Origin of the sequence: Flavobacterium sp. W21_SRS_FM6 (genome assembly GCF_052119645.1) — a bacterium.
Lineage (GTDB): Bacteria > Pseudomonadota > Gammaproteobacteria > Enterobacterales > Alteromonadaceae > Paraglaciecola.
Genome location: NZ_JBGQOM010000011.1, coordinates 1 through 23923 on the forward strand (window position 1 = coordinate 1; position 23923 = coordinate 23923).

The window sequence follows — 23923 nt, forward strand, 5'->3', positions numbered from 1 at the left end:
CCCATCGTCTAGAGGCCTAGGACACCGCCCTTTCACGGCGGTAACAGGGGTTCGAATCCCCTTGGGGACGCCATATATCAAAACCGCATAAGCAATTATGCGGTTTTTTTATGTCTGAAAAAGGCTTGAACCCCAAGGGGAAGTCTGGTTGAGGTAAAATAGCTTGCGTCTCGGACTTTTTGCACACAGAAAAGTTTACCTATGCTCATCCATTGCAATTAGCTTCAGCGCGTTTCTTATTGTCAATTCAATTTGATGTTTGCCTGTTACAGAAAATTCTTTAGAAATAGCGGCAAAGGGGCGATTTTGCATTAAGGTTGCGACCACGAGGGCGAGATGTTGTTTATCTAATTTTTTGAACACCCGTATATGCTTTAAGTAATAGGCTCTGAGTGAGCGAAGGCATACGTTCAAAGGTCTGGTGCCATCGATAAACTGTTTGATTATTTCAAGATTGATAGGCTCAAGGGGAGCGCCTGAATGCACAGAAGCTAAGGCGTGATGCAACAACAGAGGCTCAAGATCACTAAATGCTTTATCACTTTGAAAACACAACTCTAGTAAAAATACATTTTTTAAGTAGTGCTCAATATTTTTTACCTGTTCAGTCACAGGATAGATTAATTGAGCACTATGCTGGGCGCTTGAAATCTCGGGCTTTTTACTCAAATTGACTAGTGTAAAACCTGCGCGTTGCCAAAATTTCAGGAGTCGCACGCTGGCGCCAAATGAGGTGGTCATAAAAGTAATATCTCGAGTTTGAGCGTGTTGGATAATATGATCGATAAGCTGCTGACCTAAACCACGTGATTGATATGCCGAGGCGATTGCAATTCGGCTAATTCGCCATTGTTTGTGCTGACAAAATTCAGCATAGGCATAATTAAAAGCAATGTTTTGCGCAACTAAATGCCCTTTTACTCGTCTTTTTCCGGCCGCGATGTCTTGGTGCAAAGGAGCTAGACGCTCGCCCCCTTCTTCGATCACCAGTGCCACTCCTACTAGCTCATTGCCTTTTACTAAAACAAAGCAACGTTGCTCTGGGCTATCGAATAACCTGATTAGATCATCTGGACTGGTTTGATAGTGGGCTTCGATAAGCAATTGAAATAAGTTGTGACTAAGTTGAGTATCTTGAACTAACTCAACTTGCGATACAAAACGGCATGATATTTCAGTTTCAGGGGAATAGGGCAGGGCGCAGGGAGTATTGTGCATACATAAGGCGTTAAACCAAAATGACTCAAGACAATCGCCTTTGTACCAACGCATAGGGCAAGTTAAGTGTAAATTACGCCACTGTGGCTTATTCACATTAAGGTATTCTTTTACTCTTAAATCAAAACCTCGGCCGCTGCCCTCATAGCCATGCAGTGTGGTACTAAATACAATGCGAGAAAATCGGTCAATTAACTTATAAAGTAAATGAGTAGGCAATGCAGCAGCTTCATCAATAAGTAAAAGCTCAAAATTGCTTGTCTGAGCAAGTATCGCGTCAGGTGCAATGTACTGCATGTAGCCCTCATTAAAACTGAGCTTATTTTTGCTGTGCTGTGCCTCAGGTAGGTAGTGTTTGGCATGAGAAAAGACGTGTTGCACCGTGCTAGGTGAGGGCGCAACTAAAGCAATCTTTTTACCTTTGGTCAGCATCAGTTTCGCTGCGGCAATACCCAGGGCCGCAGATTTACCTCTACCACGATCAGCACTGAGAACTAAAGGACGGTTTCGATGCCCTGTTGCCACTTTTATGATGTTTTCAACCGCCAATTCTTGTTGCTGTAAAGCGATAGCTGGTAATGCATTTTCAGTCAGTGCTTCTTTAGGGGCTAGCGGTAGGGCTGCTTGGAAGCCTTCTTTGGTGAGTAAGGCAACATTTTCATCTTGCTTGATGGTTTTAATAAATTTATCAATAAAATGACTTCGTACCAAGGCATCTTGAAAACCGTAAGATACACGGTTTGCCCAATCGGGATCCGGATAACGTGGCCAACTGTCTAACTCAGGGCAAATTAAAATCATCAAACCGTTTTTTGTAACGATGCCACTTAAGGCAATAGCTGCATTGGCTCTAAAGCCTGTGTAAGCATTGAATACAAGTGTATTGTATTCTTGTCCTAAAAAGTTCTGATATTGTTGAGGGGATATTTCGCTACAGGCACCTTCACTATTTCCGAGCCACAAGTCATCATTGGTTGCACAGAGCTTAATTGCTTGCTCAATTGCCCAGGGTTCGTCACCACTAATAACGAGTAATTGTCGGTGAACGACATTTTTAGCGCGGCTAGTCAGCCATGATTCAATTTGATTGTACAATTTCACTTTTATGGGTTCTTTGGATGTATAATAGCGCCGCTAGTTTATGCAAACTTTACAAGGAATACGAATGCGCTTTTTATCTCGCCGGTTAGTGATGCCAAATGATCTCAATTATGCTAATTCATTGTTTGGTGGCCGAGCCTTGGAGTGGATTGATGAAGAAGCGGCTATCTATGCTATTTGTCAGTTAGAAACCAATGTGCTGGTGACCAAGCATATTGGCGAAATTAGTTTTGAATCGCCAGCGATGGTTGGCGATGTCGTTGAGTTTGGACTAACCACCAAAAAAGTGGGTAAAACATCTATTACCGTCAGTTGTTTGGTAAGAAACAAGATAACCAAAAAAACTATCTGTTTTGCTGACGATATTGTGTTTGTAAAACTCGATCCAGAAACGCGTTTGCCAGCAGAGCATGGTAAAACACTAGAGCAATTAGAGATTCAAACTAAAGAAGAGATTAGTCGTTTAATTTAGGCTAGTGATGGTTAGTGTCGTAATGGGGAGTATGCATGTGGAAAATAAAAGGATAATGATGAAGGCTATTTTTATTGCAAGCTTTATGTTGCTGACCGCGTGTGGCTCAATAGCAAGTGACAAACTTGGTTATACCGTTGAAACAGAATTTAACTTAGCGGGCGATTTGGCCGAAACCTCCGGTTTATATTGTCCCGCATCTGACACTATTTTTACCATTAACGATTCAGGTAATTCGCCGACTATTTATCAATTAAATACCTCAGGTGAAATAGTTAGAAGGCAAGATCTTGATAAAAAAAATCAAGACTGGGAGGCGATCACAGGTGATAACGATAATTTTTATGTGGGTGATATCGGCAATAATAATGGTAAAAGGGCAATTGTAGAGATACTCGTCATCAATAAACAAAACCAAGTGCCGGCGATTACCAAGGTCTTAAAGCTAAGTTATGCTAATAACAACATTGAGAACAATGAATATTTGAAACATGATTTTGACGCAGAAGCCTTAGTTAGCGCTGATGATGAATTGCTACTTTTTTCAAAGAGTTGGCAGTCCACCGTCTCTCATGTTTATAAAATAGAGCCATCCCTAGCGGAGCAAGTTGTATCGCCGATCGCCTCAATTGATGGTTTGCCAGGAGTTGTGACGGGAATTGATTTTAACAAATCAAGCAAGCAATTCACTGTGGTAGGTTACAGTGTGAGCGGCTTCGGGAAGTTTTCACCTTTTATCGCTTTGCTAGACAGACGTTTCAACGTGGTCGCCACCTATCCTCTTGACGGCTTTAATCAGGTTGAAGGCGTTTGTGTGAGTCCAAACGGGGAAGTGTGGATCAGTCAAGAAAGTTCGTTTTTTTCAACTCACAAATTAGCTAAACTAAAATTTCGTTAATCGCTTAAGATTATGAATTAGTTATATTTAATTTTGATATTCACTTGCGCGGTACACTAAGACTGATAGACTGCGCACGCTATTTTCTTAGAGAGAAGTAGTAAGCCAAGGGGTGCCGCAAGGCTGAGATGTGTTATTAAAACACGAACCCTTACACCTGATCCGGATAATACCGGCGTAGGAATGGTAAGAGACACTATCCCCATTTACCTGCCGTAAAGCCGGATCTTTTCAAACTGAATTGAAGAGATCCTCATGATAAATTCAAAAATACGTAACATAAGTTTAGCCGTTTCTTCGTTGCTGATTGGAGCGAGTCATGTTGCATTTGCAAATGAATCTGAAGACGTTGAAAGGGTGCTTGTTTATGGCGCACTGACTACCACACCATTATCAGAACTAGCGACAAGTATTGATGTGATATCCGCTTTGGATATTGAACAGCGCCATGCCCAACATCTGGATGAACTTTTTAATCGCTCGGCTAATGTCAACTTTGCGACAGGAGCGAGCCGTGGTCGTTTTGTGCAAATTCGCGGTATTGGCGAGCGTAGTCAGTTTGTGGATCCTATTAACCCATCTGTTGGTTACTTAGTGGATGGGATTAATTATTCGGGATTACTGGCCGGAGCAAGTACTTTTGATGTGGCACAGGTAGAGATTTTTAAAGGCCCGAATAGTGCGAGGTTTGGTGCCGATGGTTTGGCCGGCATGATCAACGTGATTTCTGCACCCACCAGTGATGTGACCACTATGGATTTTCAAGCGGGCTATGCCAATTACCATAGTTGGAACTTAGGCGCTGCGGTGGGCGGCGCATTAACCAATACCGCCAATTGCCGAGTATCACTGCATCAAAATACCAGTGATGGGTTCATTTCAAACACTTATTTAAATCGTGAAGACACTAACAATCAGGATGAGTTTACTTTTAGAGGCAAGGTTGATTGGCAAATCACCGCTGATTTAAAACTCAATACCACAGTACATCTTATCGATGTTGATAACGGTTACGATGCTTTTTCTTTAGACCGAAACCGCACTACATTGTCAGATGAGCCAGGTGTTGATACGCAAAAAAGTGATGCTGTCGCCCTAACGGCGGATTATCAGGGTTTTAGTTGGGCTGATGTGCAAGTACAAACCTCTTTGCTCGATGCGGATTTAAGTTATGGCTATGATGAAGACTGGAGTTATGTTGGTATTGCACCTGGATGGGAGTATTCATCCACTGACTACTATTATCGGACCCGCAACGATAAAACGGTGCAAGCAAAATTTAGCAGCAAAAATAACGTGGATACCCCTTGGTTAATCGGTTTTTATTATGCCGATAAAGATGAAAACCTTGATCGTGACTATACCTACAGTGCGCCGTTTTCAAGTGAAGTGGCAAGGGAAGATATAGCGCTATTTGGTCAATACAAATTTGATCTGAGCGACAAGCAATGGCTTACCGCCAGTTTACGTTTAGCATCACAAAAAATGGATTATCGAGATAGCCAAGCCATTAAGCAGAGCATTGACCATGATGATTGGGGGGCAGAGCTAAGCTACCATCAACAAACTAGTGCGAATACCATGTTGTATTTTAGTGTGTTGCGCAGCTACAAGATGGGTGGGGTCAACGGTCAAGCGTTAAGTAAAGCGAATGACGAAGGCCTAGAGGTTTTTAAAGATGTACTGCTAAGTAATGCCACCTTTGGCGCGGAGTCTTTAGTGGGCACAGAATTTGGTGTAAAAGGCGCGAACCAAGATGGGAGTTTGAGGGTGGATTTTACGCTGTTTTATCAGTGGCGTGATGACATTCAATATAAGAACTCGTTTGTTCAAGACCAGTCATTTGTCGATTTTTACGACAATGCTGCGAGCGGCACCAATTATGGTATCGAGACCAGTATTCAGGCTGCAGTGACCGATAACCTTGATATGTTTTTAAACCTGGGATGGTTAAAAACCAATATCGAAGGTATTACACGCTTAGTCGATGATGAATTTGAAACGCTGGATAAGCGTGATCAAGCTCATGCGCCTGATTACCAAATTAATGCTGGCATAAACTGGCAATTAAGTGAAAAGGTGAGTTGGTTACTTGAGTTGGATGTAAAAGACGATTTTTATTATTCCTTTGGGCATGATCAAATCTCTGACAAACAGTTTGTGGTGCACACTAGCCTTGATTATGACTTTGGTGATTGGAGAATTAGTTTGTATGCGCGTAATTTATTTGACCGAGCTTATGCCAACCGTGGCTTTTATTTTGGCAATGATCCTAGAGATGAATATGCCCCCCAAACATGGGAGCAGTTTGGTGAGCCGCGCCGTATCGGTGTGAATCTAAACTATCACTTTTAAATGAAACACCGTGGGCTGATTCATTCAATTAGCCCACCTTTTTCACTTTACACAGGTTACCAAAATGAAATTAGTTGCTGAAATCTCGCTATACCCTCTAAACCTTGATTATATTCCACCGATCCAAACGTTTATTGATAGATTAAATGACTATGCAGAACTGAAGGTTGTCACTTCAATGACCAATACCATCGTCAGTGGGGAATATTTACCTACCATGCAAATTCTCGCTGAAGAAATGCAACGCAGTCATCAAGAAATTGGCCAGGCCATCTTTGTTTGTAAGTTTCTTAATGGCGACAAGATGAGTCAGCAAGACTGATGAGTGAATTCGCAAGTCAGTTACTGCAACAGCTAAGTGCTCAGTCTGGGTTAGAGGCTTTAGCTGTTGTATTAGCTTTGGCCTATGTGTGGTTAGCCGCTAAGCAGAATATTTGGTGTTGGCCTTGTGCGCTTCTTAGTACTGCCATCTACACCTTTGTGTTTTGGGAAGTCACGTTGCCATTTCATGCTTTACTCAATGTATACTACATGTTGATGGCGGTATACGGTTGGTTACAGTGGCAAAAGGACAGCGATAAAGCCCTAGATATTACAAGCTGGACGGTAAAACAACACATCGCTGCCGTCTTAATTCTTGTTTTGATAAGTGTATTATTAAGTGTTCTTGGGGCGTCTATCTTTGATTCGACCTATTTGTATCTTGATGCATTCATTACGGTTTTCAGCGTATTTACTACTGTTTTAGTTGCGAAGAAGGTGAGAGAAAATTGGTTATACTGGATTGTTATTGACGCAGTGGCGGTGTACCTCTACCTCGCCAAAGGCCTGTTACTTACCGGATTGTTGTTTGTTATCTACAGTGTATTTGCTATTTATGGTTACCTGCAATGGAGTAAAAGCAAGGAGAAGAAACAAACATTGCATGCTGTTACCGAGCGCTAAGTGGTGCAGGTTATCCAAGCAGAGGTGGTGGAAGAATTGACCGGCTTTTTGGGGGAAGAAATTGTCATTAACCCCATCCAAGGCGGCGCCATCAACCTCAGCTTTTCGGTCGACCAAGGTGAACGACGTTATTTTTTGAAGTTATTTGATGTCAGTACCATTGATTTACTCGACCGTGCTAGATTGTTTAAGCAGCAGCGTATACTCGCAGCGAAAGGGATGGCTCCAAAGCCTATTTACTTATCAGCTCGAGGTAACTTTCAATTGGAGGAGTGGATTGAACAAAGCAATCTTACTCAAAGCGAATTAAGTTCAAAACAGAAATGCCTGCGTTTAGCGAAAGCGCTCAATGATATACACCAGCTTTGTGTGCGTTTTCCCCCTCTGGATTTGTCCTCTGACTGGCAGAACTATATGCGTCTGAGTGGGGCGACATTTAGTCGCTCACAACTACAAGCACAACAACAATTACTTAGTTTGTGGCGGCTAGAATGTGAGGAGTACAGTGTGCTTTGTCACAATGATTTGTCTTTTTCACACGTTCCAGAAAGTGATAGCGGGGTTATTTTTGATTGGGAGTATGCCGCATTTAACAGTCCGTATTTTGATATCGCTTCCTGCTGCATTATTAATCAGTTTGATGAAGTAGAAATACACATTGTAATTGAAGAGTATGCGAGGCTAGCTGTCTTGGATAACAATATTGTTTCGGGAAAAGTGCACAGCATGCTAGCGGTGGTCAATAAAACCTACGAGTTATGGGCCCTTGCTTGTACTAACATACCTAATTAACCTCGGTTTTGCATAAAAAATCAGCGTTTGAAAGCGGGTTTGCAAAAAGTGCGTTAAAAGCGCTTTACCTTTAATGTCGCATCAGTATAATTCAGCGGCTCAGCAGGGGTGTAGTTCCAATGGTAGAACAGCGGTCTCCAAAACCGATGGCTGGGGGTTCGAATCCCTCCACCCCTGCCAATTTTCCTCGATGTATCTTCGACTTTTCTCCTCTCGCGTTCATGTTATGCTTAAGCATTATTAAGAATCTTTGTATGGAGCCTTGTGATTAGCATGTTATCTGATTATCAGCGTGCCGTTTTAACTGAGCTTGGCGTGATGTGTTGGCAAACTCAGGACGCAGCGCAAAATAAGCGTAGTCAACACGCGCCAAAGTTAAGTGATGTAGCCGGCACAGCACCTAAACACCTACAGTCTAATTCACAAGTTACTAAGGCCAATGCCTTAGAAAAACTAAATCAGCTCAAGCAAGTTCAAGAACGGGTTTCGTATAAAGATAAGATTATTTTTCAATGTGAAAAAATTGAACCGGCACCAGCGGTATTAAACGATATTCTGCTAGCCCTTGAGATGGATAACCATGCTGTTGTTTATTTAACGGCTGAGCAAACCAAGTTAGCCAAAGACTACGCTTTACTTTGGTCAATGCAGCACAACGCAATTGAGTTTTCCAGCAACACACTTTCCACACCACCAATTAACGAATTACGCGATCCTGTCTTTAAAAAAACGTTGTGGCAATTGCTACAAAAGGTTGCTGAGAAAAAAAGCTGATTAGGCGGTGCCATGTTTGAACCCTTAACCCCTCAAAACGCCTTAGCCTGCTATGCAATTCATGCAGAGGTGCAATACAAGCCTTGGTCTAAGGCGGTCTTTATGGATTGCCTTAGTCCACCTTATTTTGCCTTTCAGTATTTAAAATCTCAACAACTACAAGGTTATTACGTGGCCATGCAGGTTCTCGATGAGGTAACGTTGATGGATATCGCGGTATCACCAAGGCTTCAAGGGCTGGGAATTGGTCGGCATATCTTAACGAGCTTTATTGAGCAATGTCATGTGCGTCAAGCCGCTGATATTTGGTTAGAAGTAAGAGAGTCTAATGCTGCAGCAAAACAGTTGTACACGAGTGCCGGTTTTACAGTGATAGAAAAGCGTAAAGCGTATTATCAAACAGATTCAGGCAACGAAGCAGCCATAATTATGAAGTTAAACTTGAGTGATAACCTCAACTAATTTCGTATGTTTTAGGATTGATAGAACAGAGGATTTAACGGAGTATCGTATTTCTTAACACTCCGTTTAAGCAATAAGCAAAACCTAGCGCCTTGCTGCGCCAATATTTAATGGCTCTGCGCTGTCTTGTCTATCGAGTGCAAGTTTTACAAATTTAGATGAGTTGACGTTGCAACCGACGCACATCGCAATAAATTGATTCATGCTGGGGCTGCCTACATTCTTTTCCCAGTTTTCATAAGTTTTACGTGTTTTTACATTCGCTAGTTTAGCCATTTTTACCGTGGTTAAACCGGCATCTAAACGCATTTTTCTCAAATCACTACCAGTAATATACATGTTTTATCCTTTTTATTAGTGAAACAACAACAGAGTTATGTGTGTGACATGTTGAGTGTCACTCTGTTTTCTTTTTCGACTGTAGTGTAGAGCAACAAATGTGGATTGAATTCCACATGGTAAATAAAGTCGCCTGAATCCGATAAGTATCTGAAAAATATGGGTAAATATTTTTCTTGGCAGGGTGGGGAAGTAAAATATGCAATGCCCCATAACTATGAGACATTTGTCATATTAGCTGTTAATCGTTAATAGCTTGTTTGAGTAGTTGTTATCAAGTTTATGCTAGCAACATAGGTGGCTTTTGCTGACCTTTGCTCATGGCAAGCGTTACAGGTGGTTTTTGCTGACCTTTGCTCATGGCAAGCATTACAGGTGGCTTTTGCTGACCTTTGCTCATGGCAAGCATTACAGGTGGCTTTTGCTGACCTTTACTCATGGCAAGCGTTACAGGTGGCTTTTGCTGACCTTTGCTCATGGCAAGCATTACAGGTGGCTTTTGCTGACCTTTGCTCATGGCAAGCATTGCTGGTGGCTTTTGCTGACCTTTGCTCATGGCAAGCAGTACTGGCGGCTTTTGCTGACCTTTACTCATGGCAAGCATTGCTGGTGGCTTTTGCTGACCTTTGCTCATGGCAAGCATTACTGGTGGCTTTTGCTGACCTTTACTCATAACTAACTCTGCATCTGAATGAGTGAGCGGTGAGATCACGCTAGTGTTTAATGATAGGGCTGCAGAGATAAGTACGGTGGTGAATAAATGTTTCATAAAATGTCCTCTTTAATGGTTGATTTTGGGCGAATTTTTTCGCCCAAACCATTATGTACATTTTATGCTCAGTTGTAGAGTGTTAAGCTTTCAATAAACGAGGAAGAAGTTGTTTATAGCTTTCATTAAATGTGGCCCAAATCGCAAACATGCCTATTGCGTGCATTAAATAAGGGTATGAATAGTAAATGATTAGCACATTAGAATACCCCAATAGGTGCCTCATTAAATATTCGATAAGTACGGCGCACTGTATGATAATGGTGGTACCCATTAAACGGTAAATTATCCAGTCTAAATTGGTTGACCGTCCTCTGCCTGGGAATAACCTATCAACGATGTCCAATCTTGAAAAGACCAGATATCGACTAAATAAATTAATCATCATTAGTGCTACATGCCAATAAATTTCTGGGGCAATATAGTCAGCCATATACCAATAAAACTCAGCACCAATTACGAACACTAAGGTAAGGCCAACAAATTTAGCAAAGGGGTCAAAACGCAGATAAATGGCAAGTGCTAGAGCCAAGCAATATAGGAATTCTTTTATTACAAAGGCGTTGCTTAAGCTAAACCATGCGAATTCTTCGATACACCGCTGGAGTAAAATTATGGCCAGTACGCTGACGATATTGATATTGCGGTAACACACAGCAGCGGTGAAAATAATAATTCCGATGAACAATCGGTCAAAAATATAAGCATTACCAAAGCTTAACATGCCACAAGCGACAAAAATTCCGCCAAACAGGGCCGTTAATAACTGAGGTAAATAAACACGGGCTAACATTAGCTGAGGTTGAAGCCGAAGTAATCCATCACTGTTGAAAAGAACGACTCTCTGGTTTGCTGTGAGGCTTTTTGCCTACAAATAGACCACCACTTACTGATGACCTCAACACCGATATTATTCATCGTTTCTGGCTTTTCGTTTTCTATGGCCGAAACGGTTTCTCGGCTGATACCAATTCGTAAAGCAAGCTCGCCTTGGGTATACCCAGCTTCTTTACGTAAGGCTTTTAACTGAGCGCCACTGAATTTCTTTTTACGTGACATAGTGATGATTCCATACTGTGATAATCGAAAGCATAGTTAAGGTAAAAATATTACCTCTTTGAAATATAAATTAAACCTGGATATGAGTAAACAAAAAACTGTAGAAAGTCGCATAATATGTGGCCTCTGTAGCACTGCAGTATGATTTTTAATCGATAAATTATTTTCAACAGCAAAAATTTTCAATTAATCAGTCATTAGTTAATATTGCTTTAACCTCGGGGGAGGCTAAGTACCTAAAATCGTGTATAATCCGCGCCCAATTAGATTTGAACCGTTATTTTTGAGTTTGTAGCCCAATGTCATATTTGCAGGAAGTTAATAAACGCCGCACCTTTGCGATCATTTCGCACCCGGATGCAGGTAAAACCACTATCACTGAAAAAGTACTTTTATACGGAAACGCGCTACAAAAAGCGGGTACGGTAAAAGGCAAAAAGTCAGGGCAACATGCCAAATCTGACTGGATGGATATGGAAAAAGAGCGGGGGATTTCGATCACCACTTCTGTTATGCAATTTCCCTACAAAGATAATCTAATCAATTTACTTGATACCCCGGGGCACGAAGACTTCTCAGAAGACACTTACCGCACCCTGACCGCGGTTGACTCTTGTTTGATGGTGATTGATGCCGCGAAAGGGGTAGAAGCACGTACCATTAAATTGATGGAGGTCACTCGTTTACGGGATACACCAATTATTACCTTTATGAACAAGATGGATCGCGATACCCGTGATGCCATCGATTTACTCGATGAAGTGGAAGATGTTCTTAAAATAAAGTGCGCCCCCATCACATGGCCCATCGGTATGGGCAAAGAATTTAAGGGGGTTTACCACATATTGCGTGACGAGACTTTTTTATACAAAAGCGGTCAAGGTCACACCATTCAAGAAGTGCGGGCGATAAAAGGCATTGATAACCCAGAACTGGACAAAGCGATTGGAAATTACGCCCAAGAGCTGCGTGATATGTTAGAACTGGTACAAGGTGCGTCCCATGAATTTAATCACGAAGAATTTATTGCTGGTGAATTAACCCCAGTGTTCTTTGGTACCGCAATGGGGAACTTTGGTGTTGACCATATGCTTGATGGTTTAGCCGAATGGGCACCTTTGCCTCAAGGGCGCAAAACCAGTGAGCGCGATGTGGTTGCCAGTGAGGAAAAATTTTCAGGTTTTGTCTTTAAAATTCAAGCCAACATGGATCCCAAACACCGCGACCGGATTGCCTTTTGCCGGATAGTGTCGGGCAAGTACCAAAAAGGTATGAAGATGTTTCAAAGTCGTATTGGTAAAGACGTTAGAATATCCGATGCTTTGACATTTTTAGCCGGTGATAGAGAACTCTTAGAAGAAGCGTATGCAGGCGATATTATTGGTTTGCATAATCATGGGTCGATTCAAATTGGTGATACGTTTACCGAGGGCGAAAAATTTCGCTTTGCGGGGATACCTAATTTTGCTCCTGAGTTATTTAAGCGCATTCGTTTGCGCGATCCTCTAAAACAAAAGCAACTATTAAAAGGCCTTATTCAATTATCAGAAGAGGGGGCTGTTCAGGTATTTCGCCCATTACAAAATAACGATCTTATCGTTGGTGCGGTAGGTGTGTTGCAGTTTGATGTTGTAGTTGCAAGGTTAAAGGGTGAATACAACGTTGATGCTATGTATGAACATGTCAATGTATCAACAGCAGTGTGGGTGACCTGCAAAGACGAGCGCAAACTAGAAGAGTTTCGCAATAAAGCTGAGGCAAATTTAGCCTTGGATGGTGGAGACAACTTGGCTTATATAGCGCCCACTATGGTGAATTTATCCCTTGCCAAAGAACGCTATCCAGATGTTGAGTTCCATACCACCAGAGAGCATTAATCTCATTCAATTATAGTGAATAGCAAAGCATGAATTTACAGCGTTTTTTATTGGAAAAATTTAAACAAGCAGTGGCAAAAATAGGCGCACCTGCTGATAGTCCTTTACCTTTAAGCCGCAGCACCCGCGCTGAATTTGGTCAATATCAATTTAACGGGGCAATGGCCTTAGCAAAACGTATGAAGTTGCCCCCCAGAGAGGTGGCGCAAAAAATTATTGATGCACTGGACTTATCAGGCGAAGTTGACAAGCTAGAAATTGCTGGCCCTGGCTTTATTAATATTTATTTAAACGATCAATGGTTGGCCTCTCTGCTAAATACGGCCAGTGATAGTCAGCGTCTTGATATCGAACCAAACACCTCACAAACCGTGGTAGTTGACTATTCAGCCCCTAATTTAGCCAAAGAAATGCATGTGGGTCACCTGCGTAGCACAATCATTGGTGATGCCGTAACTAAGACCCTAGAATTTATGGGAAGTACCGTAATACGTCAAAATCATATGGGTGATTGGGGCACGCAGTTTGGTATGTTATTGGCGCACCTAAACGATAAGTTGGCTGCCAACCTAGTCGCTGAAACCGCTCTTTCAGATTTAGAAGATTTTTACCGTCAAGCTAAAGTACGCTTTGACAACGAAGATGGTTTTGCCGATAGAGCCCGCGATTATGTTGTTAAATTACAAAGTGGTGATGCTCAATGTTTACAACTTTGGCAAAATTTTATCGACGTATCGATTGCTCACAGCGAAGATGTATATCAAAAACTCAATGTAAGCTTAACCCGACAAGATGTAATGGGCGAAAGCGCCTATAACGATGATTTGGCCTCGGTTGTCGCGGATTTGAAAGCCTCTGGTATCGCTGTAGAAGACCAAGGTGCTCAAGTCGTATTTTTACATGAACTTGCAGACAAAGAAGGTACGCCAGCGGTTTATATTATTCAAAAATCAGGCGGTGGCTATTTGTATGCAACCACCGATTTAGCTGCGATCCGCTATCGAAACAAGGTACTTGGCGCAGACAGAACATTAATTTTTACCGATGCAAGGCAAGCACTACACTTTAAACAAACTGAAATTGTCGCACGTAAAGCAGGCTTTATTTTGCCTGAACAAAGTTATGAACATTGCCCCTTTGGCATGATGTTAGGCAACGATGGCAAACCGTTTAAAACACGTACAGGCGGTACCGTTAAGTTAGCTGAATTGCTTGATGAAGCGATTGAGCGAGCAGAAGCACTGCTCAACAAACGTGATTCAGCATTAAGTGCGGAAGAGATTAAAGACATCGCGCAAAAAATTGGTATTGGTGCGGTTAAATATGCGGATCTCAGTAAAAACCGTACGACAGATTATATTTTTAATTGGGATTCAATGCTTAGTTTTGAAGGCAATACTGCGCCTTATTTACAATACGCTTATACTCGTGTGCAGAGTATATTCCGTAAAGCAGAAGCTTTTTTGCATTCTAATCCTGCAACGATCACTTTGCTTGAACCACAGGAAAAAGCATTGGGTATCAAATTATTGCAGTGTTCTGAAGCGTTAAATCAGGTCAGTCAGGAAGCGACACCTCATGTGTTATGCACCTATCTGTATGAACTCGCTAGTTTGTTTATGAGTTTTTACGAAGCATGCCCTATTTTAAAAGAAGGCATCAATGATGAGGTAAAAGGCAGCCGTCTATTATTGGCTAAACTTACCGCGAATACCTTGCAGTTAGGTTTAGATTTATTAGGCATAGAAACCATGGATAAAATGTAAAAGCGCATTCGCTTATCCGACGCGCTTTACTACCGTTTAGTTGCGAAAGCCAGATCAAACAGTCATTTAGGCAATAGTGAACTGTTTGATTTTGGTTTGTAAGTTTACTGAAACGTTTTTACAGCGAACAAGTAGACGCCGCTTCATCGGCGGCGCTGGAGGTTTGGTGGTTCATATTAGTAACATTGCAATTGATATCCTCCGTTACTTGCTTTATTCCTCAGCGGCTGCGGCAATTTGCCCCGTGAGTTCGCTCATTTCCCCAACAAACGGATTGATTTGCTTCAGCGCAACTGACGCATCAATAGATGACGCCAAAGAGTCACTGGCAATGCCGCTGGCTTTCTTCATTGAATTTACAACTAGTGTAGTGCCAGTTTGCAATCGCTCTATTAGCCTTTGAATTGAGATGGTTGTTTGTTCTGTGCGTTTGGCTAATGCCTTAACTTTGTCGGCTACCACGGCAAAACATCTGACTTATTCCCTCGAAACAAAATTTTATATTGAGTAAAATCATCACTAGGCGTGTATAAATTTGTTATAGCAGTAGTGCTGGCAATAACGAACACTCAAACCATTAAACAAAGACTGAGGCTAACTTTTTACCTATAGTTAACTTTGTAATCATCTTTGCGTCCTAATTAAGAAGATGGATGAGTAAAATCTAGTGTAGATTTAAACGTAGTTCACAGTAGAAATACTGCTACAAATAAAAGGAGATGAGCCATGATTAGAATATTGGCCTTTGCAGGCAGTGCACGTAAAGATTCATTTAATAAAATCATCTTAAAAGTCGCAGCTCAAGGTGCAACAGAAGCGGGTGCTAAAGTTACGCTTATTGATCTCGCTGATTTTGCAATGCCTTTGATGGACGAAGATCTTGAAAAAAAGTTAGGTATACCCGCTAACGCGCTAAAATTTAAGCAACTTTTAAACGAACATGATGGTTTGTTGATTGCCTCTCCAGAGCACAATAGTGCTTACAGCGCCTTGTTAAAAAATACCATTGATTGGGCATCACGACGGGCTGACGGTGAAAAACCGATGGAAAGCTTCAAAGGAAAGGTGGCCGGTATTATGGCTGCAAGCCCGGGAGCTTTGGGCGGTTTGAGAGGCTTGGTACCACTGCGTATGTTATTAGAAAATATAGGGGTTATGGTACTGCCCAATCAAAAGGCGGTGGCTAAAATAACGGCATTGCTAGATGAAGAAAATAAGATTGATGACGAGCAAACACAAGTCGGGCTGAAACGCATTGGTAAGGAATTGGCGGAAACCTTAGCTAAACTTCAGCGCTGAGCGCAATTTTTGCTCCTGTGTTTTGATCATTGACAACACAGGCGCCTGTTATATCTTAATTCGTTTTGCCTCTGTCAAAAAGCCGTAAAATCCGCTAATATTCGCGCCCTTAAACCATAATCAACTACGTAACTCATCTATCAATTTTATGTTTGAAATCAATCCAATAATAAATACCTTAAGTGATGTTAGGCTTCGTGCTGAGTCACTTCGGGGGTATCTTTGACTATGACCTCAAAAAAGAGCGTTTAGAAGAAGTTAACAGAGAATTAGAAAGCGCCGACGTTTGGAACAACCCTGAGCGAGCACAAAATCTTGGTAAAGAAAAAGTTGCCCTAGAGTTAGTGGTTGAAACCATTGACAATTTAACGCAAGGTTCTGACGACGTTGAAGGTTTAGTTGAGTTAGCCCAAGAAGCCGAAGACCAAGAAACCTTCGATGATGCGGTAAAAGAACTTGATGATCTTGTTGTTCAGTTAGAAAAACTTGAATTCAGACGTATGTTCTCCGGGCCAAACGATATTAACGATGCCTATTTAGATATTCAGTCTGGCTCGGGTGGTACCGAGGCGCAAGATTGGGCCAATATGATCTTGCGTATGTATTTACGCTGGGGCGAGGCCCATGGCTTTAAGCCTGAGTTAATGGAAGTGTCTGATGGCGATGTTGCTGGTATCAAAGGCGCAACGATTAAATTTAGTGGTGAATATGCCTTTGGCTGGTTACGTACTGAAACGGGTGTTCACCGTCTTGTCCGCAAGTCGCCTTTTGATTCTGGAAACAGACGACATACCTCATTTGCTTCTGTATTTGTTTATCCTGAAATCGATGATGATATTGAAATAGAGATAAATCCAGCAGATCTTCGCATTGATACTTATCGCGCCTCAGGAGCGGGTGGTCAGCACGTTAACCGGACCGATTCTGCGGTACGTATTACCCATTTACCCACCAATATTGTGGTGCAATGTCAAAGTGATCGTTCGCAACACAAAAACAAAGATCAGGCCTTTAAGCAGTTAAAAGCCAAGTTGTACGAACATGAAATGCACAAACAAAATGTTGAAAAACAAGCGATGGAAGACAGTAAGTCCGACATCGGTTGGGGTAGCCAAATTCGCTCATACGTATTAGACGATTCACGTATTAAAGATTTACGTACTGGCGTAGAAACCCGCAATACACAAGCCGTTTTAGACGGTGATCTTGATAAATTTATTCAGGCCAGTTTAAAGTCTGGTTTGTAAACAATTAGCTAATTACATCTTAGGAAAGTCGATGACTGAACACCAACAAGACGAAAATAAACTGATCGCAGAACGCCGAGCTAAATTGGCTCATCTTCGCGAAACGTGCAAATCAAAAGGATTTCCCAATGATTTCAGACGGGAATTTTACAGTGCTGATTTGCAAGCCGAGTTTGGTGAACACGATAAAGCGCAACTTGAATCATTAGGAAAAGTGGTCAGTATTGCAGGTAGAATTTTAGCCAAACGTGGCCCCTTTTTATTGTTGCAAGACATGTTAGGCCGCATTCAAGCCTATGCATCGAAAGAGACTCAGGCTGATATTAAGACGCGTTACGGCAGTTTAGATATAGGCGATATTGTTGGCGTTAAAGGTGAATTACATAAGTCTGGCAAGGGCGATTTATACGTTAATATGAGTGAGTATCAATTACTGACTAAATCACTGCGTCCTTTACCTGAAAAATTCCATGGTTTGGCTGACCAAGAAACCAAATACCGCCAACGTTATGTGGATTTAATTACTAATCAACATACCCGTGACACGTTTCTGATCCGCAGTAAGATTGTCAGTGGAATTCGTCAATTTTTGACTGAGCGCAATTTTATGGAAGTTGAAACGCCCATGCTGCAGGTGATCCCTGGCGGCGCAACAGCTAAACCTTTTGTCACTCATCACAATGCACTCGATATCGATATGTATCTTCGTGTTGCCCCTGAATTGTATTTAAAACGCTTAGTAGTGGGCGGGTTTGAACGAGTATTTGAGATCAACCGCAACTTTAGAAATGAAGGCCTGTCGACCCGTCATAATCCTGAATTTACGATGCTTGAGTTTTATCAATCGTATGCTGACTATCATGATCTGATGGACCTAACTGAAGAAATGTTACGTACCTTAGCCAACAATGTACTTGGTAGTAGCATTGTGAAAAATACGGTTAAAGACAAAGAAGGTAAGGTTGTAAAAGAGATTAACTACGACTTTGGTCAGCCATTTGCTCGTTTAACTATGAATGAAGCCATTTTGAAATATTGGCCCCAAGCAAATGTTGCGGCGATCAACGATCCTGAAAACCATCTTGCTGAACTTAAAGCCATGGCAAAACAGCTGCATATTAAAGAGCCAGTAGTTGATGGTATTTGGGGAGCGGGTAAATATTTGTGTGAAATATTTGAAGCAACCGCAGAAGAAAAACTTGATCAACCTACCTTTATTACTGCTTATCCATGGGAAGTGTCTCCCTTGGCTAGACGTAATGATGACAATGGTTTTGTGACCGACCGTTTCGAGTTTTTTGTAGGCGGGCGTGAATTAGCCAACGGATTTTCTGAGTTAAATGATTCTGAAGATCAGGCAGAGCGTTTCCGTAAACAAGTGGCTGAAAAAGACGCTGGTGATGATGAAGCGATGCATTTCGACGAAGATTACATTCGTGCCTTAGAATATGGCCTACCGCCGACGGCAGGTGAGGGGATTGGTATTGACCGTCTTGTGATGTTATTTACTGACAGCCCGACAATCAAAGATGTGATTTTATTCCCGCACATGAAGCCAGAAGCCAGCGAGTAACAGTACGAATATCAGCCACCTTACACCTCACAATGTAGGGTGGTTGAACGTGTTACTCTCTAAACTTAGTATTGCTGTTCTATTCGTTTTATCTCATTTACTAAGCGATTGTTTTCTGGACACGGTATGCCAAATTGCGCGGCCCTATCGACCACATAGCCATTAATATAGTCAATCTCAGTTTTACGTTTAGCCATTACATCACGATTCATTGATGAGTAGTTGTTAGCAGTCTGCTCAACAACTTGCATGACCCTATCATATAAAATACAAGACTCGTTGGTATACTTTAGCGCTTGCATCACTGCGCTTATTTCCTCACATATATGTTTAATTTGTCGCTGATAACCAGCCTTGATTAAGTCGCCGTTTTTTACCTGATCGATTGCCGTTAATGGGTTGATGGCGGCATTCACAGCGAGTTTATGCCACAGAGGTAATCGAATATCCTTATGCCATGTAGCGGGTGGTAGCAAAGAAGATAACAGTAACTCAACAGCGCTTTTATCACAGTGTAGATGCTTTACCCAACCTAACTGACTGTCACCAATACCTTTGATACTCAGTGAATCGTCACTGGGCTTAAATGCGCCGTAGGTGGTGGTGGCTGCAACGATATTGACCTGTGGTAGTTGCTGTTGAACCCGCTCAATTGTGCCCATACCATTGTGCAGTAAAACAAGCGTGTGGTTTGCTGAAAAGTAGTGTTGGGCTTGTTCAATAAAAGTCATCACCTGATAGGCTTTAATGGGAAGTATAATGAGCGTAGATTGCTCAATCGCTTTAACGGGCACCAACGGTAAGGAAAACGTGTAATCTTGCAAATGCGCATCACTGACCCGCAACGCGATGTTGTGGCTCTTACGAGTGATAACGCCATAGTTTATGTTTAGATGTTTGCAGCGAGTGGCTAATACGTTACCGATCGCACCATTACCTACAATGATCAAGTTTTTGTCTTGTTGGTTTAGTTCTGTCATAAGGTGGGTTTAAGCGCTGTGCTTAACCTTTGGCCAGTTAAGAGTCCACGGCAAGGCAAGTGAGGAAATAAAGGATTGAGTGTTTACTGAGATAAATACACCGCCTTCTTTAGGCGGGCAAAGTAGTTCAATATTTTGCTGTTGATATTCAAATTTCAAACCATAAGCATGCAAATAGGTGCGATCTGATGCTTCGCCTTTATACAGGCTATCGCCCAGAATTGGGCTACCTAAACTTTTCATCATTACTCGTATTTGATGAGTTTTGCCACTTAAGGGTTTGACCACAAATAAGCGCATATTAGGCATAAGCGAAAAGCTAAAAAACTGAGTAGTGGCACGTTGATTGAAACTCTCGTCAAGCATCCATAAGCCGTCACGCACTTTTTTCATGCCGCCACTCACAGTACCTTGCTTCTTTTTAGGCCTTTTAGGTGCAAGGGCAAGATAAAATTTTTGGATAAGATGAGCCTCAAACTGACGGCCAAATTCCGCTGCAGCCTTTTCTGACTTAGCCAAAATGAGTAGGCCTGAAGTGACTTTATCTAATCGATGCACCAGCCATAAGCGTTCTAAACCAAGCTGAGCACAGGCAATTGGAATGATTCCTTGGCGGTGCTCTTCGTCTTGAACTGCGATGCCACAAGGTTTGTTTAAAACAACAAAATCTTGATGATCAAATATAATATCGATGAGCAAAATAGTTTAACCAATAATTCTTATGGCAGTTTGATAGTCAAAGTCTGCTATCGCGGTTTTTAGTTTTAATGCTTGCTCTTCACTCAAGGGAAGCTCGCTTAAGTAGGTAGTTAGCTTACTTTGGGTGATAAATTCGTTTCGATTTAGCGAATCAAGCAGGCTTTGTTTCAGATCTTTGCTTTTATTTTCTGAGTTAGAGGGAAAGGATGATGCTGTTGACCCACCTTCAGTGATCAAACGTTTAACTTCACTTAAGGTTTGCTGAAGTACGCTAAGGTAATGCTGTAAGTTCTGTGTGTCAGTCGAACTTTCTATGTGACCTTCATATTCTCGGCTGGCTAAATGCAGAGCTGTCATGCCTAAGTTGCCGCTCACACCTTTGATTGTGTGCACCTGTAACTTCAGACTTGTAAAGTCTTGTTCGGCCAATTGTGCGCGCAAAAGCTCGTCAATCGATTCGTATTGTTCAACAAACTTACCTAACATTTTTAATAGTAAAGCGCTGTTGCCACTGAATTGTTTCAGAGCAAACGTATGGTCGACTAAAGGGACTTTATTTTCCATTAACTCAAGTTCTCTCATAATGACTTTCGATTAGTTTAACAGACAAAAATTTCAGTTCTACAAGCAAATTTCACCGTATGTGCAATAAATAAGGTCTAGATGACTTGATATTAAGCAAAGGAGCATCATAGTAGACGAGCAACAACAAACATACTTAGAGTAAGTGTTAAACAACAAATTTTGGTCTTAGGAATTTGTGCGATAAGATAACGATACGCTTGCGCCTTTTATGGCTTTTACTTTAATGATTCAGCTCCGGCTTTGTATTGATCTTACAGAGCTAAAACAATTGGAATAGCACTTTGCAAACACATTCAACCACTTTTGCCCAGCGACTCGCCTTACTGCAACAGGATGCAATCAAAGCTACGCTTCCTGATATAAAACATGGAGTTGAACGTGAAACCCTTAGAGTTAATCCAAATGGCGGCTTAGCACAAACCCCGCATGCAAAATCATTGGGTTCCGCATTAACCCATGACTTTATTACCACAGACTTTTCAGAATCTTTACTCGAATTTATTACGCCACCAGAAACCAGTGCAGATTTGACTATTGCTCAGTTACAAGATGTGCACAAATATACGCTGTCTAAAATTGGCCAAGAGATGTTATGGCCCATGAGCATGCCGTGTTTTATTACCAGTGAAGACGAAATACCACTTGCTCAATATGGCACATCGAATATTGGTAAGATGAAAACGCTATATCGTCAGGGGCTTAAGAACCGTTATGGCAGTATGATGCAGGCTATTTCTGGAGTGCATTTTAACTTTTCATTGCCTGATTCATTTTGGCAAGAATGGATCCCAAAATGCATTGGTGAAGTTGCAAACAAAGACACTATTTCTGCCGCGTACTTTGCGTTGATTAGAAACTATCGTCGGTTTTGCTGGTTACTACCTTATTTGTACGGCGCTTCTCCTGCGCTGTGTAGTTCATTTATAAAAAATAAAGCAACGACCTTGCCTTTTAATACTCTGGGTAAGGGCACCTATTATTTGCCTTATGCAACATCACTACGTATGAGTGACTTGGGGTATACCAATAGCGCCCAGTCTGGTTTGGCAGTTTGTTATAATGACGTATCGACTTACATAAATTCACTTCGCTGCGCCATTAATAAACCATCGGCGACATATGAAAAATTTGATTCTAAAAAAGACGGTCAGTATCAGCAGTTAAATGCAAATGTGCTGCAAATAGAAAATGAACTGTACTCACCAATTAGACCAAAACAACCCACTAAACGTTTAGAAAAGCCCACAGACGCGCTGGATGCAAGAGGGGTGAATTATGTTGAAGTGAGGGTGTTAGATGTCAACCCTTTCAGTGATATTGGCATAGAGCGTAACCAATTTTTCTTTTTAGATGTCTTTTTGGTTTATTGTGCCATTAGCCCAAGCGATTTTATGCAAACTGAGCAATATCAAGAAACTGAAAAGAACTTAAAAGCGGTTGTCAAAGAGGGGCGTGACCCTCAGTTGCGTTTGTTAAACAAAGGTGAGCCGACAAGCATACCTCAATGGGCGGAAAGTCTGTTTTCTGAAATGAAAGAGGTTGCCATTTTATTAGATAATGTAAACAACACAACGGACTATACTCAAGCAGTCGCTTTAGAGTGGGACAAGGTGCTTCATCCTGAATTGACACCCTCAGCTAAAATACTCGACATGTTGTTATCGAACTCACAAGACAATAGTGAGTTAGGACTTAAGTTTGCCAACAGTTATAAAGCCAGCTTACTCGCTAAAGAATATCAGACCCTTTCTGAGACTGAGCTTCGAGAACAGGCTACTTTGTCTTTGAGTAAACAGCAGGAAATAGAAGCATCGGATACGGAATCCTTTGATGACTTTTTAGTTAATTATTTTTCTTCAGATCAGAAAGTATTAGCTGAATGCTAGGCAAAAAAAAAGCCTGATATGAATCAGGCTTCAAAGCTACTACCAGGGAAAACACACACAAAACTAGAACACGCTAATTCAGAGTGGCCAATGCACAAAAAGTTCACAAAAAAGAGTAAAAAAATTAAAATTATTTTAGTTTCTTTGCTCAGTAGTACATTTTTAATGGCCTGTAGTGTCACCCCGCCTAAAATAACCAGTGATGTGTGTGAAATATTTTTTGAAAAACGTGACTGGTATGATGCTGCCAAAGACGCCAGTGAAAAGTGGGGGGTGCCTATCCATGTCCCTATGTCGATGATGTACCAAGAAAGTTCATTTAAAGCCAAAGCAAGACCTCCCAAAGATTATTATTTTTTTGGTCTCATTCCTTGGGGGCATATCAGCACGGCTTATGGTTACTCACAAGCTAAAACCCCTACGTGGGATGATTATGTTCGCGAAACAAATAACGCTTGGGCAGACCGGACTGATTTTGATGATGCTATTGATTTTATGGGATGGTTCATTTCAAAAACGCACAAAATAAATGGCGTTTCAAAATGGGACGCTGAAAAGCAATATCTTAATTACCATGAGGGGTGGGGTGGATATAAAAAAGGGTCATACCATAAAAAAGCTTGGTTGAAGAAAGTCGCTAAAACGGTGCAAGCTCGCGCAATGACTTATGCTGGACAGCTGAAAAAATGCGAAGAAGAGCTCTCAGAGGGTTGGTTTTGGCGACTGTTTAGTTAACAACTACTTTGCCAAACTGACTGCTCACACTTGTTTTCTATAAGTATTGTGCCATTGTATTTGTGAAACCTAGACGAGCTAACGCGCTAATA

The 23923-nt window shown here is 41.6% G+C and carries 24 protein-coding genes, 1 tRNA gene and 1 riboswitch; of the genes, 16 read left to right on the forward strand and 9 right to left on the reverse strand.

The genetic code is table 11. From position 1 onward, the window contains the following. Positions 1 to 195: 195 nt before the first annotated feature. Positions 196 to 2319, reverse strand: a complete 2124-nt coding sequence (locus ACEN2L_RS16550) for a tRNA(Met) cytidine acetyltransferase TmcA (protein WP_441745263.1) — start codon at positions 2317 to 2319, stop codon at positions 196 to 198. Positions 2320 to 2383: 64 nt separating this feature from the next. Between ACEN2L_RS16550 and ACEN2L_RS16555 the strand changes: the two genes are divergently transcribed. From ACEN2L_RS16555 to rimI, 9 genes are all read left to right on the forward strand, one after another. Further along, positions 2384 to 2791, forward strand: a complete 408-nt coding sequence (locus ACEN2L_RS16555) for an acyl-CoA thioesterase (protein ID WP_306023235.1) — start codon at positions 2384 to 2386, stop codon at positions 2789 to 2791. Positions 2792 to 2828: 37 nt separating this feature from the next. Next, entirely contained in the window at positions 2829 to 3689 is an 861-nt protein-coding gene (locus ACEN2L_RS16560; protein WP_441745264.1) for an SdiA-regulated domain-containing protein, read from the forward strand. 98 nt (positions 3690 to 3787) lie between these two features. Continuing rightward, positions 3788 to 3890, forward strand: a riboswitch (TPP riboswitch). Positions 3891 to 3944: 54 nt separating this feature from the next. Beyond that, the gene (locus ACEN2L_RS16565; RefSeq protein ID WP_441745265.1) at positions 3945 to 6044 is read left to right on the forward strand and encodes a TonB-dependent receptor; all 2100 of its coding nucleotides are present in this window, start codon (positions 3945 to 3947) and stop codon (positions 6042 to 6044) included. A gap of 64 nt (positions 6045 to 6108) precedes the next feature. After that, positions 6109 to 6366: a hypothetical protein gene (locus ACEN2L_RS16570; RefSeq protein WP_306023238.1), complete on the forward strand. Its 258-nt coding sequence runs from the start codon at positions 6109 to 6111 to the stop codon at positions 6364 to 6366. Beyond that, positions 6366 to 6989, forward strand: coding sequence for a nicotinamide riboside transporter PnuC (pnuC, locus tag ACEN2L_RS16575; protein WP_441745266.1), 624 nt, complete (start codon positions 6366 to 6368; stop codon positions 6987 to 6989). The genes ACEN2L_RS16570 and pnuC overlap by 1 nt, the downstream gene beginning before the upstream one ends. Positions 6990 to 6992: 3 nt before the next feature. Next, positions 6993 to 7781 (forward strand): choline/ethanolamine kinase family protein, encoded by a 789-nt coding sequence (locus ACEN2L_RS16580; RefSeq protein ID WP_441745267.1) that lies wholly within the window; start codon positions 6993 to 6995, stop codon positions 7779 to 7781. A gap of 104 nt (positions 7782 to 7885) precedes the next feature. Further along, positions 7886 to 7961 (forward strand) — tRNA-Trp (locus ACEN2L_RS16585). A gap of 93 nt (positions 7962 to 8054) precedes the next feature. Further along, positions 8055 to 8555, forward strand: coding sequence for a DNA polymerase III subunit psi (locus ACEN2L_RS16590; protein ID WP_441745367.1), 501 nt, complete (start codon positions 8055 to 8057; stop codon positions 8553 to 8555). Between the two features lie 12 nt (positions 8556 to 8567). Continuing rightward, positions 8568 to 9017, forward strand: a complete 450-nt coding sequence (rimI, locus tag ACEN2L_RS16595) for a ribosomal protein S18-alanine N-acetyltransferase (protein WP_441745268.1) — start codon at positions 8568 to 8570, stop codon at positions 9015 to 9017. An 84-nt stretch (positions 9018 to 9101) separates the two neighbouring features. Here rimI and ACEN2L_RS16600 read toward each other — a convergent pair whose 3' ends face one another. The 4 genes from ACEN2L_RS16600 to ACEN2L_RS16615 form a co-directional block, all read right to left on the reverse strand. Then, entirely contained in the window at positions 9102 to 9356 is a 255-nt protein-coding gene (locus ACEN2L_RS16600; RefSeq protein ID WP_306023242.1) for a helix-turn-helix transcriptional regulator, read from the reverse strand. 280 nt (positions 9357 to 9636) lie between these two features. Further along, the gene (locus tag ACEN2L_RS16605; RefSeq protein WP_441745269.1) at positions 9637 to 10125 is read right to left on the reverse strand and encodes a hypothetical protein; all 489 of its coding nucleotides are present in this window, start codon (positions 10123 to 10125) and stop codon (positions 9637 to 9639) included. A gap of 82 nt (positions 10126 to 10207) precedes the next feature. Continuing rightward, on the reverse strand, positions 10208 to 10918 hold the full coding sequence (locus tag ACEN2L_RS16610) for a hypothetical protein (protein ID WP_441745270.1): 711 nt from the start codon (positions 10916 to 10918) through the stop codon (positions 10208 to 10210). Continuing rightward, positions 10918 to 11184, reverse strand: a complete 267-nt coding sequence (locus ACEN2L_RS16615) for a helix-turn-helix domain-containing protein (protein WP_306023837.1) — start codon at positions 11182 to 11184, stop codon at positions 10918 to 10920. The genes ACEN2L_RS16610 and ACEN2L_RS16615 overlap by 1 nt, the downstream gene beginning before the upstream one ends. A 299-nt stretch (positions 11185 to 11483) precedes the next feature. Between ACEN2L_RS16615 and prfC the strand changes: the two genes are divergently transcribed. Further along, the gene (gene prfC, locus ACEN2L_RS16620; protein WP_306023836.1) at positions 11484 to 13061 is read left to right on the forward strand and encodes a peptide chain release factor 3; all 1578 of its coding nucleotides are present in this window, start codon (positions 11484 to 11486) and stop codon (positions 13059 to 13061) included. Positions 13062 to 13090: 29 nt separating this feature from the next. Then, positions 13091 to 14827 (forward strand): arginine--tRNA ligase, encoded by a 1737-nt coding sequence (gene argS, locus ACEN2L_RS16625; protein ID WP_441745271.1) that lies wholly within the window; start codon positions 13091 to 13093, stop codon positions 14825 to 14827. Positions 14828 to 15040: 213 nt separating this feature from the next. Here the strand turns inward: argS and ACEN2L_RS16630 are convergent, their stop codons facing one another. Next, on the reverse strand, positions 15041 to 15289 hold the full coding sequence (locus ACEN2L_RS16630; RefSeq protein WP_441745272.1) for a hypothetical protein: 249 nt from the start codon (positions 15287 to 15289) through the stop codon (positions 15041 to 15043). 264 nt (positions 15290 to 15553) lie between these two features. Here ACEN2L_RS16630 and ACEN2L_RS16635 point away from each other — a divergent pair, with 264 nt between their 5' ends. From ACEN2L_RS16635 to lysS, 3 genes are all read left to right on the forward strand, one after another. After that, on the forward strand, positions 15554 to 16126 hold the full coding sequence (locus ACEN2L_RS16635) for an NADPH-dependent FMN reductase (protein ID WP_441745273.1): 573 nt from the start codon (positions 15554 to 15556) through the stop codon (positions 16124 to 16126). A gap of 148 nt (positions 16127 to 16274) precedes the next feature. Further along, positions 16275 to 17373 (forward strand): peptide chain release factor 2 gene (prfB, locus tag ACEN2L_RS16640; RefSeq protein WP_306023832.1). Its coding sequence is split into 2 segments (ribosomal slippage): positions 16275 to 16349 and positions 16351 to 17373, totalling 1098 coding nucleotides; the frame shifts between segments, so codons are not numbered across the junction. A gap of 31 nt (positions 17374 to 17404) precedes the next feature. Next, on the forward strand, positions 17405 to 18946 hold the full coding sequence (gene lysS, locus ACEN2L_RS16645) for a lysine--tRNA ligase (protein ID WP_306023831.1): 1542 nt from the start codon (positions 17405 to 17407) through the stop codon (positions 18944 to 18946). 65 nt (positions 18947 to 19011) lie between these two features. On the opposite strand, the gene ACEN2L_RS16650 is transcribed toward lysS, so the two are convergent. The 3 genes from ACEN2L_RS16650 to ACEN2L_RS16660 are packed head-to-tail and all read right to left on the reverse strand — an operon-like array spanning position 19012 to position 21189. Then, positions 19012 to 19926 carry a ketopantoate reductase family protein gene (locus tag ACEN2L_RS16650; protein WP_441745274.1) on the reverse strand — a complete coding sequence of 305 codons (915 nt, stop codon included), beginning with the start codon at positions 19924 to 19926 and terminating at the stop codon, positions 19012 to 19014. Positions 19927 to 19935: 9 nt separating this feature from the next. Further along, the gene (locus tag ACEN2L_RS16655; protein ID WP_306023829.1) at positions 19936 to 20625 is read right to left on the reverse strand and encodes a TIGR01621 family pseudouridine synthase; all 690 of its coding nucleotides are present in this window, start codon (positions 20623 to 20625) and stop codon (positions 19936 to 19938) included. Positions 20626 to 20631: 6 nt separating this feature from the next. Beyond that, positions 20632 to 21189 (reverse strand): Hpt domain-containing protein, encoded by a 558-nt coding sequence (locus ACEN2L_RS16660; protein ID WP_441745275.1) that lies wholly within the window; start codon positions 21187 to 21189, stop codon positions 20632 to 20634. A 302-nt stretch (positions 21190 to 21491) separates the two neighbouring features. Between ACEN2L_RS16660 and gshA the strand changes: the two genes are divergently transcribed. Then, on the forward strand, positions 21492 to 23096 hold the full coding sequence (gshA, locus tag ACEN2L_RS16665; protein ID WP_441745276.1) for a glutamate--cysteine ligase: 1605 nt from the start codon (positions 21492 to 21494) through the stop codon (positions 23094 to 23096). A gap of 90 nt (positions 23097 to 23186) precedes the next feature. Beyond that, positions 23187 to 23831, forward strand: coding sequence for a transglycosylase SLT domain-containing protein (locus ACEN2L_RS16670; protein WP_306023826.1), 645 nt, complete (start codon positions 23187 to 23189; stop codon positions 23829 to 23831). Positions 23832 to 23923 lie beyond the last annotated feature (92 nt).

Coding starts and splice junctions, on each gene's coding strand:
- ACEN2L_RS16610 (WP_441745270.1), bottom strand. CDS start 10,918: ATGTTAGCCCGTGTTTATTTACCTCAGTTATTAACGGCCCTGTTTGGC.
- prfC (WP_306023836.1), top strand. CDS start 11,484: ATGTCATATTTGCAGGAAGTTAATAAACGCCGCACCTTTGCGATCATT.
- ACEN2L_RS16590 (WP_441745367.1), top strand. CDS start 8,055: ATGTTATCTGATTATCAGCGTGCCGTTTTAACTGAGCTTGGCGTGATG.
- lysS (WP_306023831.1), top strand. CDS start 17,405: ATGACTGAACACCAACAAGACGAAAATAAACTGATCGCAGAACGCCGA.
- ACEN2L_RS16600 (WP_306023242.1), bottom strand. CDS start 9,356: ATGTATATTACTGGTAGTGATTTGAGAAAAATGCGTTTAGATGCCGGT.
- ACEN2L_RS16670 (WP_306023826.1), top strand. CDS start 23,187: ATGCACAAAAAGTTCACAAAAAAGAGTAAAAAAATTAAAATTATTTTA.
- ACEN2L_RS16605 (WP_441745269.1), bottom strand. CDS start 10,125: ATGAAACATTTATTCACCACCGTACTTATCTCTGCAGCCCTATCATTA.
- ACEN2L_RS16565 (WP_441745265.1), top strand. CDS start 3,945: ATGATAAATTCAAAAATACGTAACATAAGTTTAGCCGTTTCTTCGTTG.
- ACEN2L_RS16660 (WP_441745275.1), bottom strand. CDS start 21,189: ATGGAAAATAAAGTCCCTTTAGTCGACCATACGTTTGCTCTGAAACAA.
- ACEN2L_RS16615 (WP_306023837.1), bottom strand. CDS start 11,184: ATGTCACGTAAAAAGAAATTCAGTGGCGCTCAGTTAAAAGCCTTACGT.
- ACEN2L_RS16650 (WP_441745274.1), bottom strand. CDS start 19,926: ATGACAGAACTAAACCAACAAGACAAAAACTTGATCATTGTAGGTAAT.
- ACEN2L_RS16635 (WP_441745273.1), top strand. CDS start 15,554: ATGATTAGAATATTGGCCTTTGCAGGCAGTGCACGTAAAGATTCATTT.
- argS (WP_441745271.1), top strand. CDS start 13,091: ATGAATTTACAGCGTTTTTTATTGGAAAAATTTAAACAAGCAGTGGCA.
- ACEN2L_RS16570 (WP_306023238.1), top strand. CDS start 6,109: ATGAAATTAGTTGCTGAAATCTCGCTATACCCTCTAAACCTTGATTAT.
- rimI (WP_441745268.1), top strand. CDS start 8,568: ATGTTTGAACCCTTAACCCCTCAAAACGCCTTAGCCTGCTATGCAATT.
- ACEN2L_RS16555 (WP_306023235.1), top strand. CDS start 2,384: ATGCGCTTTTTATCTCGCCGGTTAGTGATGCCAAATGATCTCAATTAT.
- pnuC (WP_441745266.1), top strand. CDS start 6,366: ATGAGTGAATTCGCAAGTCAGTTACTGCAACAGCTAAGTGCTCAGTCT.